This window comes from Streptococcus cristatus ATCC 51100 (assembly GCF_011612585.1).
Taxonomy (GTDB): domain Bacteria; phylum Bacillota; class Bacilli; order Lactobacillales; family Streptococcaceae; genus Streptococcus; species Streptococcus cristatus_H.
In genome coordinates this window covers 515,396-533,704 of the sequence record NZ_CP050133.1, presented here as the reverse complement: position 1 = coordinate 533,704, position 18,309 = coordinate 515,396, and the positions used below count along the sequence as shown (strand labels likewise).

Genomic DNA, 18,309 nt, shown 5'->3' with positions numbered 1-18,309 from the left:
AGATAAATGCAATCATCTCCGACTTTTAAAACTATATTATTTATGAAAGTTATATCTGAGGATTTTCCCAAACCATATCAAACCATACTTCATCTGCATACGTTGAGGCTGAACGGCCTTCGTTGACAAAGTCATGTTGCTCATAGTAAGCTATCAAATAATCATGACAAGTGAGATTGATACCGTGGCGTTCATCTGCAATCGCAATTTCCTTCATAGTGTCCAACAAGGCTTTTCCGACTCCTAAGCCCTGTGCTTCTTTAGAAATAGATAGACTGGTCACAGAGATAAATCCGCCAGCCAGATAGCTATAATCTTCAACGTCCTCCGTAAAGGAAATATCTTTTAAATAGCGTTCTGGTCGGACAGGACCTTCTAAATAGCCCAAAATCTTGCCACTTTTTTCTGCAACCAAAAAAGTTGAAGGAATCGTTTCAATGTGCTTTGCCAATATTTCATGACTAATAGCCTCTTCTGGACTGAAATTTTCCAATTCGATAGCATAAATGGCATCTAAATCAGCCATTTGAGCTTGACGGATAATCATCACTTCTCCTTAAAATTGGGATTTTCCCATACCATATCAGACCAAACACCCCCACCGTGAGTTGAGTCAGAAATCCCTTCGTGGACGAAACCATTCATCTCAAAATAAGGTATCAGCTCATCATGGCAGGTAAGGCTAATGCCCTGCCGATGTTCCTGAACAACTGTCTCCTTGAGAGCTGCAATCAACAAAGTTCCGACACCCTGCCTCTGAAAATCCGGATGGACGGACAGACTTTGGACGGCAATGAAGCCACCTTCTGGAGAATTGGCACTCACTTTGCTAAAGAGGTCATCTGTCAAATATCGCGCCTGAATAGCTGGTCCAACAATATAGCCCGCCAGCTGACCATGCAACTCTGCTAGCAAAAAAGTATCAGCAATCTGCTCTTTTAGAACTTCTGCACTAGCTGCTTCTGCTGCTGGAAAATTCAGCTGCTCAATTGCAAGAATTTCTTCCCAGTCGCTCAAGTCAGCCTGTCTGATTCGAATCGGTGCTTCCATCCAGGCGCCTCCTACTGAACGTTGCTAGTCAGATTGGACAAGAGACGTTCAAAGGAATACTCATAAGTTTGGATATCTCCAGCTCCCATAAAGACGTAAACTGCATTATCGTGGTCAAGAAGCGGAGAAACATTGTCCACATCAATAACATTGGCCCGCTTCACAATCTTTTCAGCCAGATCTTCTACCTTAACATCACCCTTGTCCACCTCACGCGCAGATCCGTAAATCTGAGCTAAATAAACTGAGTCAGCCTGATTGAGGGCTTCCGCAAATTCGTCCAAGAGAGCAATGGTCCGAGTGAAGGTGTGCGGCTGGAAGATGGCCACAATTTCCTTGCTTGGATACTTCTGACGAGCTGCATCCAGAGTCGCGATAATTTCCGTTGGATGATGGGCAAAGTCATCAATAATGACTGTGTCGTTGACAATCTTTTCTGTAAAGCGGCGCTTAACCCCACTAAAGGTCTTGAGATGTTCCCTTACTAGATTCAAGTCAATACCTGCAATGTAGAGGAGACCGATGACCGCTGTCGCATTCATAATGTTGTGACGGCCAAAGCTTGGAATCTGGAACTCGCCTAGCTCTTGCCCGCGGAAGGAAACTTTAAAGCCTGAACCACTGGTGGAACGCAAGAGATCGTGAGCGACAAAGTCATTACCCTCTTCCTTGAAGCCATAGTAGTAAATCGGCACATTTGAAGTAATACGGCGTAGTTGTTCGTCTTCACCATAAACGAAGAGCCCTTTGGTAATCTGCTTGGCGTAGTCGTTGAATGCATTAAAGACATCTTCCAAGCTTGTGAAATAATCTGGATGATCGAAGTCAATATTGGTGATAATCGAATATTCCGGATGATAAGGCATAAAATGACGTTCGTACTCGTCTGATTCAAAGACAAAATACTTGGCATTAGCAGAACCGCGACCTGTACCGTCCCCAATTAGATAGCTAGTATCTGTGATATTAGACAGAACATGAGAAAGAATACCCGTTGTAGAAGTTTTCCCGTGAGCACCTGCTACTCCTAAGCTGACAAAGTCACGCATAAAGCTACCCAAAAATTCATGGTAGCGCTTGTAGCTAATACCATTGGCATCTGCATAGGCAATTTCCACATTGTTATCTGGACGGAAGGCATTACCGGCAATAATTTCAAAATCTGACTGGAGATTTTTCTCATCGAAAGGCAAAATGGGAATCCCAGCCTGCTCCAGACCACGCTGAGTGAAATAATATTTATCAACATCGCTTCCTTGAACCTTATGGCCCATCTGATGCAACATCAAAGCCAAAGCGCTCATACCTGAGCCCTTAATTCCGATAAAATGATAGGTTTTCGTCATGATTACTCCTTAAATCTTAAACAACTGAAGCCTTATTGCCCTTGGGCATCTGAACTCAACTTGGTGATGTCCAATTCCTGTGCTTTTTTATGCTTATTGTGTTTTTCTCGCTTCTTGCCCTTGTTATAGACTTGGCTGGTTTTGAGAAAGTCATAGTTATTCTTTCTCTTTTTTTCTGGATTCGTTGGTACTTCTATGAGAGGTTGAGACTGAACATCCGCTAATATGTAGCTATCTTGCTTTAGCTTATCACTGAACTTCGTCAACTCACCTGGATTTTCCTTTTGGAAAGGGGCTGTTGGTTTAACTGGATTTCCCTCAAAAGGAGGTGCCACTTTCCGACTACGAACCTTATTTGGGAGCTTGCTTGTCAAATAAGCAGCCGAACGTTTTTTTCTCAGATCAGCTCGAGCTTCCTCTCGTGCTTGCTCAGCATAGCGAATAGCTGGATCTTTCTTATCAATTGGCTTTTTAAAGTCCGTAACTGGAGCTTGCTTCTTTCTAGTTTTACTTACAGTTTGACTAGGAGCAGGATTTTCTGGCTTAGCAATCGGCATCCATTCTAAATAATTACGGTCCTGGTAGTCCCCTTTAATGTTGCTAATCAGATCCAACTCATCGTACAAATTCATGTGCGGCATTTCTGTCAACATGATTTCGTCATCAGCAATTATAGGAAATTTAGTATTTGTCATAGCATGTCCTTTCAACTCTTCATTATTATAAACTATTCAAACTATTTTTCAAGCGATTCAGAAGAAATTCCAAGAATTTCTCGAATTTCTTCCATCGAAAGACTGGAGCGAGACTCTGCACCATCTAGAATCGTTGAAACTAGATTTCGTTTGGTGTCCTGTAATTCCTGAATTTTTTCTTCTATAGTTCCCCGTGTAATCATACGATAAACTTTTACATTCCGTTCCTGACCGATACGATGAGCCCGACCAATAGCTTGAGCTTCTACTGCGGGATTCCACCAAAGATCCACTAAAATAACAGTATTTGCACCAGTTAGATTGAGACCCACACCACCAGCTTTAAGAGAAATCAGAAAGGCTGATCTTTCTCCTTGATTAAAGGCTTTGGTCATCTCCTGACGTTCTTTTGCTGGAGTTGAGCCTGTGATTTTGAAGGACTCCATTCCCATCTGGCTCAGTTCTTGCTCGATAATATCCAGCATGCCACGGAATTGTGAAAATATCAGAACACGATGTTCACCGTCTTGGATCTGATCCAATAGCTCACGCAAACTTTCCAGCTTGCCACTTTCCCCATCATAATCATCCATAAAAAGCTTAGGAGTATCACAGATTTGACGGAGTCGCATAAGACCAGACAAAATTTCAATTTTGCTGCGATTGATTTCTTCCTCCGTTGCATGGAGAATTCGCTCCTGCATTTGCTTGAGCAGTGCTAGATAAATCGTCTTTTGACTATCTGCAAGTTCGTTACGGTAAGAGACTTCAATCAAATCAGGAAGCTCCTGCAAGACTTCTTCTTTCTTACGCCTCATGACAAAGGGTTTAATATAGCGCGCAACTGTTTCTGTCGGCATCTTCAAAAAAGCTTTCTTGCTCGGTAATAAGCCCGGAAGGACGATCTGAAAAATTGACCAAAGTTCACCGAGATGATTTTCAATCGGCGTCCCAGATAAGGCATAAGTCCGCTCCACCTCAAAAGCCCTCAGATATTGAGCAATCTTGCTCTGGTCATTCTTCATGACCTGCGCTTCGTCCAATATCAAATAGTCAAAATGAAGTCCCTGATACTCTTCAACATCTTGTCTGAAGGAAGCATAGCTGGTAATGGTAATCTGATGGTCTTCTGCAATCACAGCATCTCGAACATTTTTCAGTCCATAGACAACGGCCACATCTAGGTCTGGAGCAAATTTGGCAAACTCATCACTCCAGTTGTAAATTAGACTCGACGGCGCCAAAATCAAAACTTTCTTAGACTTGGTCAAATGAGCAGTCAAGAAAGAAATGGTCTGAAGAGTCTTTCCCAAGCCCATGTCATCGGCTAGAATACCGCCAAATCCATATTTATTCAGCATGGATAACCATTTCACTCCTGTCTCCTGATAATCTCGAAGCTCGGCCTGAACTTTCAGCTTAGGCAGAGGAAAATCCTCAGGATGGATCAAATCATAAGCCAGCTGGCGAAAATCTTCCGACAAGTCAACTCTTTCCTGATCTTTGAACAATTCAGAGAGTTGATAGGCAGCCAAGCTATGCGTTTGGATAACCCCATTTTTAGAATGTTTGCTTCTCAATTGTTGCAAGGTCTGGCTGATTCGCTTACTATTCTCATCAAAAATCACAACTTGACCCGTCTTGCTGATAAAGTAATCCTTTTGGCTCAGCAACGAATCTAGAACATCATCCACCTCAGACTGATCGATACCAGTAAAATCAAATCCGATATCCAAGAGCCCACCATTCATACTGATGGAAACCTTCGGAGGTTCTGTTTGAGATAGGCCCAGTAGCTCATCTGACAAGTAGACATTGCCCAATGCTCTAAAGTGCGGAATCAAGACAGAGAAGAAACGGTAAATTTCTTCGGGTCGTAAAGGCGGACGCTGGCTGATAAAATCATCTGCAAAACCTGCCTCCAGCATTGCTTTAAAAACTTGCTGTTCTCGCTCAAAATTACTGGCAAAGGGTAGGTTTCTCAGCTCTTCACGACTGGTGACAGTCTGACTACCATAATCAAAGACAAGATCCAGCAATACTTGCTTGTCAGTCCCTAAATAAAAATTGAAATCCACGGTAAAATCATGAATGAACAGTCGCTCAGGTGCTGTCACACGGCCAATTTTTTTGAACTCGAGTAAGCTTACTGCTAGTTTGGACTGCTCAGACACATCAAACTGCAGGCGCTTGACGCGCTCATGCTCAATCGGCAATTCCTGTAATGCCTTGATTAACTTGGTCTGCTGAGCTGTCAGTTGATAGAAGGTCTGATTATGAAAGATAAATTGCCCCCCATAGAGCATCTTATAATTCTTTTCAGATATCAGCAGCTCAAAAAAGTTTTCCCGTTCTTGCACCTCAAACTGATAAATCTCCGCCTCTTCATGCAAATCTTGGAAAAATACCTCAGCATAATCATAAAAGCTATATTCTAAACGAAATGAAGTGAGATTCATCAAGCGAGTCACACCTTCCTCAAAAAGACTGGCTGGGAAATAAAGGTGCCGTCCAGCATTGGGAAAGACCAACGAAGAGTCCTGTCCCTTATAATCCGTCACCAAGCCCCGTAAAAATTCTAGTAGGTCTTGACTAGCTTCATCAAAATTCTCCATTCGGATAGGATCATAGTAGTTCTTACCGATTTGATAATGCCCACCCTTATTCAAGGTTCTCAAAAAGGACAAAATATCACGCACTACATAAGAGCGCTCATCCGGTAGCCGGCTGATCCGCAGACTCCATAAAAATTGTCCTGTGTAAGCATCTTCCTGTCCAGTCGCTGATAGCTCATAACGCATTTGCTGACTGGATTTATCTAGCAAAATCTTATCCAAAAATAGACTGCCAAAAGAAACCAATTTCTGGGCTTCTTGACTAGAAGACTCTTTTTCTGTCATCTTCGCCAGCAGATCTTTACCCGCCGAATCATTTTTCAAAAAATATTCCAAGGCGGCCAGATGGGCACAGTACTTCTTCTTTTGGAAAAAGTCACAGGAGCAGAAAACTGCCTCATCATCTAGACTATAGCGCAGATTGTACTGGTCCACGCGCGTGTATAAAAAGGAATCTTTGACGTCAAGAATTTCGACTTTTTTGCTGTCACAGAGGGCAATTCCTTCCGTTCGAATTTTACCAGGAATTAATTTAGCCATACCTACCACCTAACATTTATCCCTTTATTATACCATAGGACAGCTATAAAAACGAAATAGAATTTCTTTATTCGTAAACATTCTTTGAAGTAGAATGAGCGAGAGCTTTCCCTACAACAAAAAGCCGTCCATTGGACGGCTTTTCTACATTATTTCACTTCTAACAAACCGATATCTCCATCTTCACGACGATAGATAACATTCGTTGTACTATCTTCAACATCTGTATAGATGAAGAAGTCATGTCCCAACAAATCCATTTGCAAAATAGCTTCATCTAGATCCATTGGTTTCAAATCAATATGCTTAGAACGTACTACTTTGGAAGATGCTGCATCAGCTTCTTCTACTAAAGCATCAGTGAACAACTGGCTAGTTGCAACCTTGTTCCGATTTTTCTTTTCAATCTTTGTCTTATTCTTACGAATCTGACGTTCAATCTTATCGATAACTAGGTCGATAGATCCGTACATATCTTGCGAAACATCTTCTGCCCGAAGGGTAATAGAACCAAGAGGAATCGTTACTTCGACTTTCGCCGTCTTCTCCCGGTACACTTTCAAATTTACCCGTGCATCAAGTTCTTGCTCTGCTTGGAAATACTTCTCAATCTTCTCAAGTTTAGAAACTACGTAGTCACGGAGAGCATCAGTTACTTCTAGGTTTTCACCACGGATACTATATTTAAGCATATAAGTACCTTCTTTCTAAACATAAATGTTTTATTTACAATATCATTATAACGCTTTCATTCTTTTTTTGCAAATATTTTCTTATCTTGCGAGTGAAAATGTCAAAACTTCTTTCACACCTGCTTCCAGCAATAATTCTCGAGCTAATTGCAAGGTTTTTCCAGTCGTGTACACATCGTCTATCAGAAGAATTTTTTCTGGTAGAAGGACATCTTTTGCCAATGTGAAACATTGCTGACTGTTTAATCGTTCTTCGCGATTTTTACTGGATTGGGCAATCATATCTTCCTTTTCAAGCAACTGTTTATAAGGCAAGCCAGCTGCTTGCAAGAAGCCTTCCACCTGATTAAAACCTCGGCTTTGATGTTTTTCAGGACTGACTGGAATAGGAACCAGAGTATATTCTTTGAAGTTTCTGAGACTTTTTTTGAGAACTTCTGCAAACACAAATCTTAAAAGATAATCCCCTTGAAATTTGTATTTGCTGAAGAAATCCTTCATCAAATCATTATAAAGAAAGCAAGCCTGATGCTTCACCAAATAGCCTTGCGCTTCCCATATTTGACAATCCGAGCAGACTTCCGTCTCTCCCTCCTTCCAGCAGCGTGGGCAATGGATAGAGGAAATCGCTTCAAATCCTGCTCGACAATTCTTACAAATTATATTTTGTTCTTTTTGCAATAAAATCAAGGAAGAAAAAGTCCTATTTTCTTCTACTGCCTGGCTGCATAACAGGCAATTTCTCATAGGCCGGCCTCCTTGTTCATCAGCTTGATTTCACGAATCGCTTTTTCGATTGAACGTGTGGTGCCGTCGTGAAAGAAGAGTAAATCTCCCGTCGGTCGCTCCATGCTACGTCCCACTCGACCAGAAATCTGCACCAAGGCGCTACGGCTAAAGAGACGATGGTTGGCCTCTAGAACAAAAACATCTACACAGGGAAAGGTCACACCACGCTCTAAGATGGTTGTCGTAACCAAAATGGTAATTTCTCGCTTGCGAAACTCTTCAACGATTTCTAAACGATTTTCAGTTGTTGAAGCCACAAATCCGACTCTTTCCGCTGGAAAAATCTTTTCTAAAACTTGCGCAAATTCTTGACCTCTTTTGATTTCCGAGGCAAAGATCAGTAAAGGAAAGCCTGTTTTTCTCTGTCTCTCGATATATTTCTTCAATTTAGGCGGTAGTTTCTTTTTCGATAGATATTTTTGAAAATCTGCCAGCCAAACTTTTTGGGGCACAATCAAAGGATTGCCATGGAAGCGGCGAGGAAGACTAAGGCGTTTTAGTTCTCCTTTTTGGACTTTTTTATCCAACTCATCCGTCGAAGTGGCAGTTAAGAAAATTGTCGTTTCCTCCTCCTTGACCGACTGCTTCACGGCATGGTAGAGCACAGGATTGTCCACATAAGGAAAAGCATCCACCTCGTCCACGATCAACAAATCAAAGGCTCGATAAAATTTAAGAAGCTGATGAGTGGTAGCAATGACCAAGGGACTGCGAAAATATGGCTCGGATTCTCCATGCAAAAGCGAAATAGGGCAGGCAAAATCCAGCTTGAGCCGGCGATAAAGCTCCAAACAGACATCAATCCGAGGGCTGGCTAGGCAAACGGCACCTCCACGATCAATCACTTCTGCGATCACCTGATAAATCATTTCCGTTTTGCCCGCCCCAGTCACTGCATGGACTAGGCTATTCTGCTTTTGAGCAACTGACTCTAACAGTCCCTGAGAAACTTTCGCTTGAAAGGCTGTTAATTGCCCCTGCCACTTGAGTACCTGATTTTCTGGAAAATCTTCCTGCGGAAAATAGTAGAGTTCTTGATCACTCCGAACTCGCCCCAAAATCACGCATTCCCTACAATAGTAGGCATTGACAGGTAGCTGGTAGTTCTCCTTGTCTACTTGAGAGCCACAGCGGCCGCAAAATAACTTTCTCCTTTCCTCTCGCATACTGGGTAACTGCTGGGCCTGCAAGCGCAGTTCGGGACTGATCTGATCTTTTGTAAATATCCTACCTAGGCAATCATTTCTTTCTAACATACTTTTTTATTCGTAAAACTTTTGGAAAAATCTATTTTTTTGTGTACAATAAAACTATGGAATATAGAACAATTAGACAAGACGGCCAAGCCCAGGAAGAAATTAAAAAATCTCGTTTCATTTGCCACGCCAAGCGCGTTTACTCAGAAGAGGAAGCCAGGGATTTTATTGCTGCCATCAAAAAAGAGCACTATAAAGCCACTCATAATTGCTCTGCTTTTATTGTCGGAGAAAAAAGTGAGATCAAACGAACCAGTGATGACGGTGAGCCCAGCGGTACAGCGGGCGTTCCTATGCTCGGTGTCATGGAGAATCACCAACTGACCAATGTCTGCTTTGTGGTCACGCGCTATTTTGGTGGGATTAAGCTAGGAGCTGGTGGACTCATTCGGGCTTATGCAGGCAGCGTCGCCTTGGCAATCAAAGAAATTGGTCTCATTGAAATTAAGGAACAGGCCGGCTTGCGCCTTAAAATGTCTTATAGCCAGTACCAAAACTTCGATAACTTTTTGAAAGCCGAAGATCTGATCGAATTCGATACAGAGTTCACAGATCTAGTTGCCACAACCATCTATATTGACAAACAAGAGAAAGAAACGCTAGAGCAGAAATTAATCGAGTTTTTCAATGGAAAAATCCAAATTGATGATCAAGGTTTGCGCGAGGTTGAAATTCCCTTAACAGTTGAATAATCTTAACAGCTAGGCCTAGTGATAAAGAATTTTTATCGTAGTCATAGCTTTTTTATATTTTACAAAGTGCCACTTTCAGCTTATACTAGTCTCATTAAAGTATTGAGGTAGGAAAAATGGCAAACATTTATCAAAATATCACAGAATTAGTTGGAAGAACGCCAATTGTTAAATTAAATAATATCGTTCCTGAAGGAGCTGCTGAGGTTTACGTCAAGTTAGAAGCCTTCAATCCTGGCTCTTCTATCAAAGATCGGATTGCTCTCAGTATGATTGAGGCGGCTGAGCGCGATGGCCTTATCAAGCCTGGCGATACTATCGTTGAAGCAACCAGCGGAAATACTGGCATTGGCCTTTCATGGGTTGGAGCAGCTAAAGGCTACAAGGTTGTCATTGTGATGCCAGAAACTATGAGTGTGGAGCGTCGCAAGATTATCCAAGCTTATGGAGCGGAGCTAGTTTTGACTCCGGGTAGCGAAGGAATGAAAGGGGCTATTGCCAAGGCAGAAGAAATCGCCCAAGAGCGAAATGGCTGGTTGCCACTACAATTTAACAACCCAGCCAATCCAGAAGTTCACGAACGAACAACAGGAGCAGAAGTTATTGCTGCTTTCGGTGAAACTGGACTGGATGCTTTTGTTGGTGGTGTCGGAACTGGTGGAACTATCTCTGGTGTTTCTCATGCTCTTAAAAAAGCGAATCCAAATGTCCAAATCTATGCGGTTGAAGCAGACGAATCTGCTATCCTTTCTGGTGAGAAACCAGGTCCTCACAAAATCCAAGGACTTTCAGCTGGCTTCATTCCAGAGACCTTGGATACAGCATCCTATGATGGTATTGTCCGCGTGACTTCTGATCAAGCGCTAGAGTTAGGACGCCATATTGGTGGTCAGGAAGGTTTCCTAGTCGGAATTTCATCTGCTGCGGCTATTTTTGCAGCCATTGAAGTCGCTAAAAAACTAGGAGCTGGTAAGAAAGTCCTTGCCCTAGCACCTGATAATGGTGAACGTTACCTATCTACCGCTCTCTACGAATTTGACGCTTAATCGTGAAAAGAGTTAACAAAATTCCTACCCGTTTGGGTAGGAATTTTTTACTCTTTTTGTTCTTTCAGAAAAGCTTTGGCTTCCCTTATCCAGATTGGCAATTGCTTACCTAAGGGCGCAAATCCAATTTTGCAACGATCGTTTGAAAAGCGATGCCGTCTTGGTAAACGATGTTTTTCTTCCTCTAAAGTCCGCATTGACAGGCTGGCCTTACCAGAAAACTCATCATAATCTACTACCTGCACAAGAACCTGATCACCAATTTTCAAAATATCGTGAATATTGTCGATATAGCCCGTCCGAATCTCAGAAATATGAATGAGGCCGATCAGACCGCTTTCTAGTTCGACAAAGGCACCGTAGGGCTGAATCCCAGTAATTTTGCCCTTTAACTTATCTCCGATTTTCATTAGTCTATAACCTCAATCGTCTCAATGACAACATCCTCAAGTGGTTTATCCATTGAAGCTGTTTCAACCGCTGCAATTTTATCCAAAACTTCATAAGATGCCTCATCCACTAGCTGCCCAAACACAGTATGTCGACGGTCCAAATGCGGTGTCCCGCCCTTGCTAGCATAAACTTCAGCGATCGACTTCGGCCATCCTCCCCGAGTCAGTTCCTTGGTTGAATAGGGAAGACTGCTATTTTGGACAATAAAGAACTGACTGCCATTGGTATTTGGTCCAGCATTCGCCATTGATAGGGCACCACGAATGTTATAAAGTTCCGGTGAAAACTCATCTTCAAAGCGTTCGCCGTAGATAGACTCTCCGCCCATACCAGTACCTGTCGGATCGCCACCTTGAATCATAAAATCTTTGATAACTCGGTGGAAGATTACTCCGTCATAGTAGCCATCCTTTGATAAGGCGATAAAGTTAGCAACTGTTTTGGGTGCTTGGTCTGGGAAGAGTTGAATTTTCAGTTCACCATAGTTTGTTTTGATCTTTGCAACTGGGCCTTGAACCTCGTCAAGATGGAGCTGTGGAAAGGTCAATTCTTTCTCCACCATGCCCAATTGCTCCAAGGCGTCAAAGATCCCGTCTTCTTCGACCGTTTTTGTGACAAAATCAGCCTTTTTCTGCAATTCCTCATGGGAAACTCCCATAGCAATACTGAGCCCTGCATAGTCAAATAATTCTAAATCATTGAGTCCGTCGCCAAAAACTAAAACATTTTCTGGTTTGAAACCGAGGTGCTCCACGACCTTGGCAACGCCAGCTGCCTTTGAACCTTCTTTCGGTACGACATCCGATGAATGCTCATGCCAACGTACCATACGTAGAGACTTGGCCAAATCTTCTGGCAACTGCAAACTGTCACCTACATCCTCAAAAGTCCACATTTGATAGATTTCATGATCTTGATAAAAATCAGGATTGACATCCAGATCTGGATAAATGATATCAATTGCTGACGAAATCATAGGATTGCGAACAGACAAAGCCGCTTCGTGACTGCCTACCAAACCGTACTCAATGCCCACTTCCTTGGTCCAGGAAATGTAGGATTCCACGCATTCTTGCGGAATGACCGTTTTTGCAATGACTTCGCCTTTTCTATTTTCAACATAAGCCCCATTCAAGGTAACAAAAAAATCAGGATCCAAGTCACGAATTTCTGAAACGACTCCAAAAATGCCACGACCAGAAGCAATTCCTGTCAGAATTCCCTTTTCTCTCAGTTGCTTAAATACAACTTTGATGGATTCTGGGATGAAGCCTGTTTCCTTGACCCGCAAGGTATCATCGATATCAAAGAAAACAATCTTAATCTTTTTTGCCTTATATTTTAATTTCGCCTTCATATCTTCCTCTTTCAATTTAATCTTCTCTATTATATCATTAAAAATCATCTTGCGGAACAAGATGATGCTGAAAAGCATAGACAACTGCCTGTGTCCGATCGCTCACTTCTAGCTTAGACAAAATATTGGACACATGCGTCTTGACCGTTTTCAAGGAGATAAAGAGCTCATCAGCAATCCTCTGGTTTTCATAACCTTTGGCTAAAAGCCCCAAAATATCCCGCTCCCGCGCTGTCAAATCCTCGTGAAGCTCTATATGATTCCGATGGTATTCGACCTTCTTACTGACTTCTGTTTCAATGGCAAATTCACCCTTTGCAACCTTTCTGACGGCGTGGAGAATTTCATCCGCACTGGAAGTCTTCAACATATAGCCACGGGCACCGGCATCCAAGACAGGATAGATTTTTTCATTGTCCAGATAGGACGTCAAAATCAAAATCTTTGCCTCTGGCCATTCTTTCAAGATAGCCAAAGTAGCATCAATGCCACTCATCTCTGGCATAACAATATCCATCATAATCACATCTGGACGGCTTTCCAGAGCCTTTTCGACACCTTCTCTACCATTTGTAGCCTCTGTTACTTCTTCAATATCGTCCTGTAATTCAAAAAAGCTTTTTAAGCCCAATCTGACCATTTGATGATCATCCACTAGTAATATTCTCATCCTTTTCCCCCTCTAACAATGGAACACTGATTTCGATAGAAACTCCTTTTTTGGGAGCCGTCAGAATCTTCAGGGTGCCAGCCATATCATGCACTCGATCTTCAATATTTTTCAAACCATAACTCATGTCAGTCAAGCTAGCTGGATCAAAACCGATTCCGTCATCAGAAACCTTGAGTTTGAGTCTATTTGGCGTCTGATAGAGATAGAGGTCCAGACGACTAGCCTGAGCATGGCGCAAAGCATTATTGATGATTTCTTGAATAATCCTAAAAATATGCTCCTCTATCTGCTTGGGCAGGCTGACCACCTCATGCTTAAACTGGACAGTCAAGTCCGACTTATCTGTCAATTCTTTGATTAAGACATTCATGCCCTCTACCAAGGTCCGATTTTCCAACTCTGTCGGCCGTAAATGTAAGAGCAAGATCCGCAAATCTTTTTGCGCTGTCTCTAGAATGTCTGCGATTCCCTTTAACTGTTGTTGGAGATTGTCTTTATCAAGACGCTCCACGTTTCCAGCGACACCTGAGAGAATCATATTGGCAGCAAATAGCTCCTGACTGACCGTATCATGCAAGTCGCGAGCAATCCGTCTGCGTTCTTTTTCAATAATCTTCTCTTCAGCCTGTAAAGCCTGATTCTCTGATTTCTGCAAATTTTCGGTTAAACTATCCAACTTTTCTTTCAAGCGGACGAGAGAATCGTCCAGTTCTACCTGCCCAGTTTCTTGTATGTCACCGCCTTCTAAAATAGCTTTTAAATTCTTTTGAACTTGAGAAAGAGACAGATGCTGAAGGAAGCGCGCAGCAGCGGCCAAGAAAATAGTCAGCGCTAAGCCCAGAACCAGAACAAAGAAAGCAAAGGACTGGAGCAAGTCCAGATTATTCAGCAGCTTTTGCCATTCTAAATTAAAAAGATTAAAAATGTAATGAAAGATAATCCCTAAAACAAAGAAGGTATAGAGAAAAATAAGCAAATAACTTGTTTTTTTCACTTTCTAACAACCTCCACATTCCCTAAAAAGCTGACCAAAACAATTTTTACAGTTTTGCTGGCTCTCTTATAGTCAGGCGTTGTCAACGAAATCGTTTCATTGCGTAGCTTACGTGGCGGATGATTTAAAAAATTCAAGTCTCCGTATAGGGTATTGATCTGAAGCTGAATTTCCACATCCAAAGGAATGACGATCTTGGTATCCCCAAATCCCTTACGAATCACAATCACATTATCATGATTGACCACAATGACATCTTCTAAGTGAATGGTGTCCTTACCCATCATTCTTAAAAGGTTGATATCATGAAACTGGCAGTCATCCTTTGAAAAATGCTGCAAATCCCCCAACCAACGATTTTTTTCAGCCCGAACTTCGGTCGCATCTTCAAAGAAAAGATGAGTCTCCTGATTTTCCTTGTACAGATAAGGATAGGCTACGATCATGCCGTAAATCAAGGCAAAGAGCACAGCGGCTATAACGTAAGGATTGAGCATGACAATGAAAAAGAAGACAATCATAGTCGCGACTAACAGCGAATTGCCTCTCTGCTTGCCGAAATAATAATATAAAAACAAGAGAAAGAGTAGCATGATGAGAACAACACGTGAAAAATCGGCAGCCAGCATGGTAACCAGCGCCATTGATAATAGAATCGCTTCAACAAAGATGAATAATTGAACTTTCCACATAGCTATTCCCTTCCTTACATCTCTATTGTAACAAAATTAAGCAAAAAAACCTCCGTCTGAGGCATGAAATGGAAAGATTATCCTATCTTTAGCAGCAGAACTTCTAGGCTCTAGACTTCTTTGCACTTTTCCTCTAAAAAGCAAAAAATCGCTTCAAATGCTGTTTAAGCAAAACAAACATTTAAAACGATTTTTAGTTTATTTCTATTGTTCAGACAAGCTTAGAAATGGACTTGTGCTTCCAAGCCAAAATGGTCACTAACGACTGGACCACGTTGCCCATCAAAAACAACAGCAGATCTTTCAATATTGAAATCTTTACTTGTAAAGATATAATCAATTTTTAGAGCATCTTTATTTCCTGCCCAGCCAGCAATATCGCCTTCGACCGTCGCTGTACCAATCGTTTGGTCAGCCACCTTATGGCTGTCTTGGAGAGCAAGTGGACTTTGGATAATGTGCTGATAGCCTTCATAATCAACAGGATTGTTAAAATCACCCATGAGAACTAGCGGAGTCTCAACTTGCAAAAGCTCAGATTCAAACTTGGCCCATTCTTCTTGGAAGCCTTTATCCCACCAAGATAAGTGACAAGAAGCAACCGTGATGAGTTGACCATCGAGCTCTGTTTCTGCCAGTAAGACTTTACGCGTATGGTAGTCACTTGGATCATTGACATCAGACACCAAGAGTTCTCTTGCCTTCAGAGGCTTTCTGGACAGAATTGCAACCCCTTCATTGTAAATATCAAAACCAATATGATTATAAGCCCAAGACCAGTAATAGTCCAGACCTGCCTCAGCTAGCTTTTCAACCAGACACAGGGCATAGTGATCCTGATGAATCGGAATGGCGCCATCTACCGCATAATAGAAGGGAGCCTGAACAACCTGTTCAGACTCCACTAATTGATTGACTTCCTGCAGGCAAATGACATCATATTTTTCTTGAAGAATCCGCTCAGCTAGCTGATTTAGCTTGCTTTCTTGCTCTTCTTCCATCCAACTATGAGTATTTAAAGTCAGGAATTTTGCCATGATTTCTCTTTTCTATCTTACAATTCTACTTTAGCCACAACTGTCTTAGGAGCGACTTTACCGAATTTCTCAACTGCTACTGATTTGATTGCTGGAGCATTTGTGAAGACAACGATAGTGGTTGTTTCACGACCCGCTTCTTTAATAGCCGCCAAATCTGCTGTTACCAATAGATCACCTGCAGCAACGGTTTGTCCTTCTGCTACATGTACTTCAAAAGGTTTGCCTTCAAGGCTAACAGTATCCAAACCGATATGAACAAGAACTTCAAGACCAGCTTCAGTCAAAAGACCAAGAGCATGTTTTGTAGGGAAGACACTTGTCACTTTACCAGCTACTGGAGAATAGATCTTGCCATTTGCTGGTTCAACCGCAAATCCATCACCCATCATTTTTTGTGAGAAGACTGGATCTTTCACATCTTCCAACTTGACAACTTCACCATCAGCAACTGTTTCGATTGCTTCTGTCACACCTTTGTAGCTAACTGCTGCAGCTGCAGACTCAGCTTTTTGGCTTGGTAGAGTTTCAGGAATCACTTCTCCTGAATCCAACAAGTCTTGGATATCCGATTTAAGAACGTCAGCTTTTGGTCCGTAGATAGCTTGAACGCCTTGGCCTTTCATAACCAAGCCCATAGCGCCTTCAGCTTTCCACTGTTCTGCTGTTCCAACTTTTTCAGCATCTTTGACAGTTACACGCAGACGAGTCATACATGCATCTACATCAACGATATTAGCACGACCACCTAGAAGATTGATAACATTAACGGCTTGAGAAGCTGCAGCAACTTTGCCATTACCAGATTCTGATGAAGAAGCTTCATCTGAACCTTCTGCTGTTTCATAGTTACCGTTGCGTCCTGGAGTTGCATAGTTGAATTTCTTGATCATGAAGTTAGAAATGAAGTACATGATCACTGCAAAGAGAACTGTAACCCAGATAAAGTTGATGACATCCATACCCAAACCAGCATTGATTGCCATTGGAGTACGAGTCAAGAATTCGATTGATCCGAATGAGTGTACACGAAGGTTGACGATATCAGCCATTGCAAATGCAGCACCTTGTACAAAAGCATAGATGATATACAGCGGTGTTGCAACAAACATGAACATGTACTCGATTGGTTCAGTAACCCCTGTCAAGAAGGTTGCCAAAGCAGTCGCAATCATCATACCTTTGTATTTGTGTTTCTTGTCAGCATCTACATTGCGGTAAATAGCTGCAGCAACACCCATAAGGATACCAAATGAACCGATCATTTGTCCAACTTTGAAGCGAGCTGGGTGGAATGTGTCAAGCAAATATTGGTACTTAGTAGGATCAGCTGTCTTAGTACCAACTAAGTCAGTTGCCCAAGCCAACCAAAGTGGATCTTGTCCAAATACTTGAGTTCCTTTAGCAGCACCAGTCAATACTTCATAAGTTCCCCCAAGTTGAGTATAGTTCATTGGGATAGTCAACATGTGGTGCAAACCAAATGGAAGCAAGAGACGTTCTAAAGTACCATAGATGAATGGTGCGAGGATTGGTGCAGTATCTTGTGAATTTGCAATCCAAACACCGAAGTTGTTGATACCTGATTGAACAACTGGCCATACGAATGACAAAACAATTGCTACGATCGCTGAACGCAAGATAACAACGAATGGTACAAAACGCTTACCATTAAAGAATGACAAAGCATCTGGCAATTTACGGAAGTTGTAATATTTGTTATAAGCTGTTGCTCCGACAAAACCAGCGATGATTCCGACGAAAACCCCCATATTCAAAGCAGGAGACTCAAGAACACTGATAAAGTAATCAGAAACCTTGATGCTTCCTCCTAAGAAAGTGCTAACCACTGCTTTAGAATCTTTCAGCATATCGCTTGATACACCAAACATAACCCCAGTGATACGGTTAATCAAAATGAAGGATAAACCTGCCGCAAAGGCACCACCAGCACGTTCTTTCGCCCAGCTACCTCCAATAGCAAGAGCAAAGAGGATATGCAGGTTACCGATAACCCCCCAACCAATTTGTTCTAAAACGCCACCAGTAGTCACTAGAAAACCTAGCTCAGGATTGATCATCGGAATTGACTTACCAATACTGATCATCAAACCTGCTGCGGGCATAACCGCAACAACCACCATCAAAGCTTTACCGAATTTTTGCCAAAATTCAAAGCTAAAAATGTTTTTGAATGAATCTTTCATCATCCAGACCTCCTTATATTTTCACAAACCATCCCTTGATGAAATCGTTTGCATTGAATAATACTATTATACCACTATTTTTAATTTTGTAAAGGCTTTTATAAAAATTATTTTGCGACTTTTTCCTATATTTAGTGGAATAATATATAGAATAAGGTGAAGTTTTAGTATGCAA

17 protein-coding genes are annotated in these 18,309 nt (G+C 41.9%); 2 read left to right on the top strand and 15 right to left on the bottom strand.

Features of this window, described 5'->3' with window-relative positions:
* Positions 1-49: 49 nt before the first annotated feature.
* The 8 genes from HBA50_RS02710 to HBA50_RS02675 form a co-directional block, all read right to left on the bottom strand.
* Positions 50-547, bottom strand: a complete 498-nt coding sequence (locus HBA50_RS02710) for a GNAT family N-acetyltransferase (RefSeq protein WP_045500921.1) — start codon at positions 545-547, stop codon at positions 50-52.
* The gene (locus HBA50_RS02705) at positions 547-1,050 is read right to left on the bottom strand and encodes a GNAT family N-acetyltransferase (RefSeq protein ID WP_045500920.1); all 504 of its coding nucleotides are present in this window, start codon (positions 1,048-1,050) and stop codon (positions 547-549) included. The genes HBA50_RS02710 and HBA50_RS02705 overlap by 1 nt, the downstream gene beginning before the upstream one ends.
* Positions 1,051-1,061: 11 nt before the next feature.
* On the bottom strand, positions 1,062-2,396 hold the full coding sequence (gene murC, locus HBA50_RS02700; RefSeq protein ID WP_045500919.1) for a UDP-N-acetylmuramate--L-alanine ligase: 1,335 nt from the start codon (positions 2,394-2,396) through the stop codon (positions 1,062-1,064).
* A gap of 32 nt (positions 2,397-2,428) precedes the next feature.
* On the bottom strand, positions 2,429-3,091 hold the full coding sequence (gene zapJ / locus HBA50_RS02695; protein ID WP_045500918.1) for a divisome accessory protein ZapJ: 663 nt from the start codon (positions 3,089-3,091) through the stop codon (positions 2,429-2,431).
* Between the two features lie 41 nt (positions 3,092-3,132).
* Positions 3,133-6,246 carry a pilus expression-regulating Snf2 family helicase gene (locus HBA50_RS02690; protein WP_045500916.1) on the bottom strand — a complete coding sequence of 1,038 codons (3,114 nt, stop codon included), beginning with the start codon at positions 6,244-6,246 and terminating at the stop codon, positions 3,133-3,135.
* Between the two features lie 149 nt (positions 6,247-6,395).
* Positions 6,396-6,938 carry a ribosome hibernation-promoting factor, HPF/YfiA family gene (hpf, locus tag HBA50_RS02685; protein ID WP_045500914.1) on the bottom strand — a complete coding sequence of 181 codons (543 nt, stop codon included), beginning with the start codon at positions 6,936-6,938 and terminating at the stop codon, positions 6,396-6,398.
* Positions 6,939-7,019: 81 nt separating this feature from the next.
* The gene (locus HBA50_RS02680; RefSeq protein WP_045500912.1) at positions 7,020-7,685 is read right to left on the bottom strand and encodes a ComF family protein; all 666 of its coding nucleotides are present in this window, start codon (positions 7,683-7,685) and stop codon (positions 7,020-7,022) included.
* A complete protein-coding gene (locus HBA50_RS02675; protein WP_045500910.1) occupies positions 7,682-8,983 on the bottom strand; it encodes an ATP-dependent helicase ComFA in 1,302 nt (433 codons plus the stop codon). The genes HBA50_RS02680 and HBA50_RS02675 overlap by 4 nt, the downstream gene beginning before the upstream one ends.
* Positions 8,984-9,039: 56 nt before the next feature.
* Between HBA50_RS02675 and HBA50_RS02670 the strand changes: the two genes are divergently transcribed.
* Positions 9,040-9,675, top strand: coding sequence for a YigZ family protein (locus tag HBA50_RS02670; protein WP_045500908.1), 636 nt, complete (start codon positions 9,040-9,042; stop codon positions 9,673-9,675).
* 116 nt (positions 9,676-9,791) lie between these two features.
* The gene (gene cysK, locus HBA50_RS02665; protein ID WP_045500906.1) at positions 9,792-10,721 is read left to right on the top strand and encodes a cysteine synthase A; all 930 of its coding nucleotides are present in this window, start codon (positions 9,792-9,794) and stop codon (positions 10,719-10,721) included.
* A gap of 47 nt (positions 10,722-10,768) precedes the next feature.
* Here cysK and HBA50_RS02660 read toward each other — a convergent pair whose 3' ends face one another.
* The 7 genes from HBA50_RS02660 to HBA50_RS02630 form a co-directional block, all read right to left on the bottom strand.
* Positions 10,769-11,131, bottom strand: coding sequence for a S1 RNA-binding domain-containing protein (locus HBA50_RS02660; protein WP_005591890.1), 363 nt, complete (start codon positions 11,129-11,131; stop codon positions 10,769-10,771).
* Positions 11,131-12,531, bottom strand: a complete 1,401-nt coding sequence (locus HBA50_RS02655; RefSeq protein WP_045500955.1) for a bifunctional Cof-type HAD-IIB family hydrolase/peptidylprolyl isomerase — start codon at positions 12,529-12,531, stop codon at positions 11,131-11,133. The genes HBA50_RS02660 and HBA50_RS02655 overlap by 1 nt, the downstream gene beginning before the upstream one ends.
* Before the next feature lie 37 nt (positions 12,532-12,568).
* The gene (locus HBA50_RS02650; RefSeq protein ID WP_045500904.1) at positions 12,569-13,201 is read right to left on the bottom strand and encodes a response regulator transcription factor; all 633 of its coding nucleotides are present in this window, start codon (positions 13,199-13,201) and stop codon (positions 12,569-12,571) included.
* Complete coding sequence (locus HBA50_RS02645) at positions 13,179-14,198, bottom strand: envelope stress sensor histidine kinase LiaS (RefSeq protein ID WP_045500902.1); 1,020 nt, start codon at positions 14,196-14,198, stop codon at positions 13,179-13,181. Before HBA50_RS02645 ends, HBA50_RS02650 begins: the two co-directional genes overlap by 23 nt.
* Positions 14,195-14,890, bottom strand: a complete 696-nt coding sequence (gene liaF, locus HBA50_RS02640) for a cell wall-active antibiotics response protein LiaF (RefSeq protein WP_045500900.1) — start codon at positions 14,888-14,890, stop codon at positions 14,195-14,197. Before liaF ends, HBA50_RS02645 begins: the two co-directional genes overlap by 4 nt.
* A 221-nt stretch (positions 14,891-15,111) precedes the next feature.
* Positions 15,112-15,927, bottom strand: coding sequence for an endonuclease/exonuclease/phosphatase family protein (locus HBA50_RS02635; RefSeq protein ID WP_045500898.1), 816 nt, complete (start codon positions 15,925-15,927; stop codon positions 15,112-15,114).
* Between the two features lie 17 nt (positions 15,928-15,944).
* On the bottom strand, positions 15,945-18,137 hold the full coding sequence (locus tag HBA50_RS02630) for a PTS transporter subunit IIBC (protein ID WP_045500896.1): 2,193 nt from the start codon (positions 18,135-18,137) through the stop codon (positions 15,945-15,947).
* Positions 18,138-18,309: the final 172 nt, after the last annotated feature.

Bases quoted from the DNA above. Each gene is read 5' to 3' on its own strand.
- HBA50_RS02710 (WP_045500921.1), bottom strand. From the start codon at position 547: ATGATTATCCGTCAAGCTCAAATGGCTGATTTAGATGCCATTTATGCT.
- HBA50_RS02705 (WP_045500920.1), bottom strand. From the start codon at position 1,050: ATGGAAGCACCGATTCGAATCAGACAGGCTGACTTGAGCGACTGGGAA.
- murC (WP_045500919.1), bottom strand. From the start codon at position 2,396: ATGACGAAAACCTATCATTTTATCGGAATTAAGGGCTCAGGTATGAGC.
- zapJ (WP_045500918.1), bottom strand. From the start codon at position 3,091: ATGACAAATACTAAATTTCCTATAATTGCTGATGACGAAATCATGTTG.
- HBA50_RS02690 (WP_045500916.1), bottom strand. From the start codon at position 6,246: ATGGCTAAATTAATTCCTGGTAAAATTCGAACGGAAGGAATTGCCCTC.
- hpf (WP_045500914.1), bottom strand. From the start codon at position 6,938: ATGCTTAAATATAGTATCCGTGGTGAAAACCTAGAAGTAACTGATGCT.
- HBA50_RS02680 (WP_045500912.1), bottom strand. From the start codon at position 7,685: ATGAGAAATTGCCTGTTATGCAGCCAGGCAGTAGAAGAAAATAGGACT.
- HBA50_RS02675 (WP_045500910.1), bottom strand. From the start codon at position 8,983: ATGTTAGAAAGAAATGATTGCCTAGGTAGGATATTTACAAAAGATCAG.
- HBA50_RS02670 (WP_045500908.1), top strand. From the start codon at position 9,040: ATGGAATATAGAACAATTAGACAAGACGGCCAAGCCCAGGAAGAAATT.
- cysK (WP_045500906.1), top strand. From the start codon at position 9,792: ATGGCAAACATTTATCAAAATATCACAGAATTAGTTGGAAGAACGCCA.
- HBA50_RS02660 (WP_005591890.1), bottom strand. From the start codon at position 11,131: ATGAAAATCGGAGATAAGTTAAAGGGCAAAATTACTGGGATTCAGCCC.
- HBA50_RS02655 (WP_045500955.1), bottom strand. From the start codon at position 12,531: ATGAAGGCGAAATTAAAATATAAGGCAAAAAAGATTAAGATTGTTTTC.
- HBA50_RS02650 (WP_045500904.1), bottom strand. From the start codon at position 13,201: ATGAGAATATTACTAGTGGATGATCATCAAATGGTCAGATTGGGCTTA.
- liaF (WP_045500900.1), bottom strand. From the start codon at position 14,890: ATGTGGAAAGTTCAATTATTCATCTTTGTTGAAGCGATTCTATTATCA.
- HBA50_RS02635 (WP_045500898.1), bottom strand. From the start codon at position 15,927: ATGGCAAAATTCCTGACTTTAAATACTCATAGTTGGATGGAAGAAGAG.
- HBA50_RS02630 (WP_045500896.1), bottom strand. From the start codon at position 18,137: ATGATGAAAGATTCATTCAAAAACATTTTTAGCTTTGAATTTTGGCAA.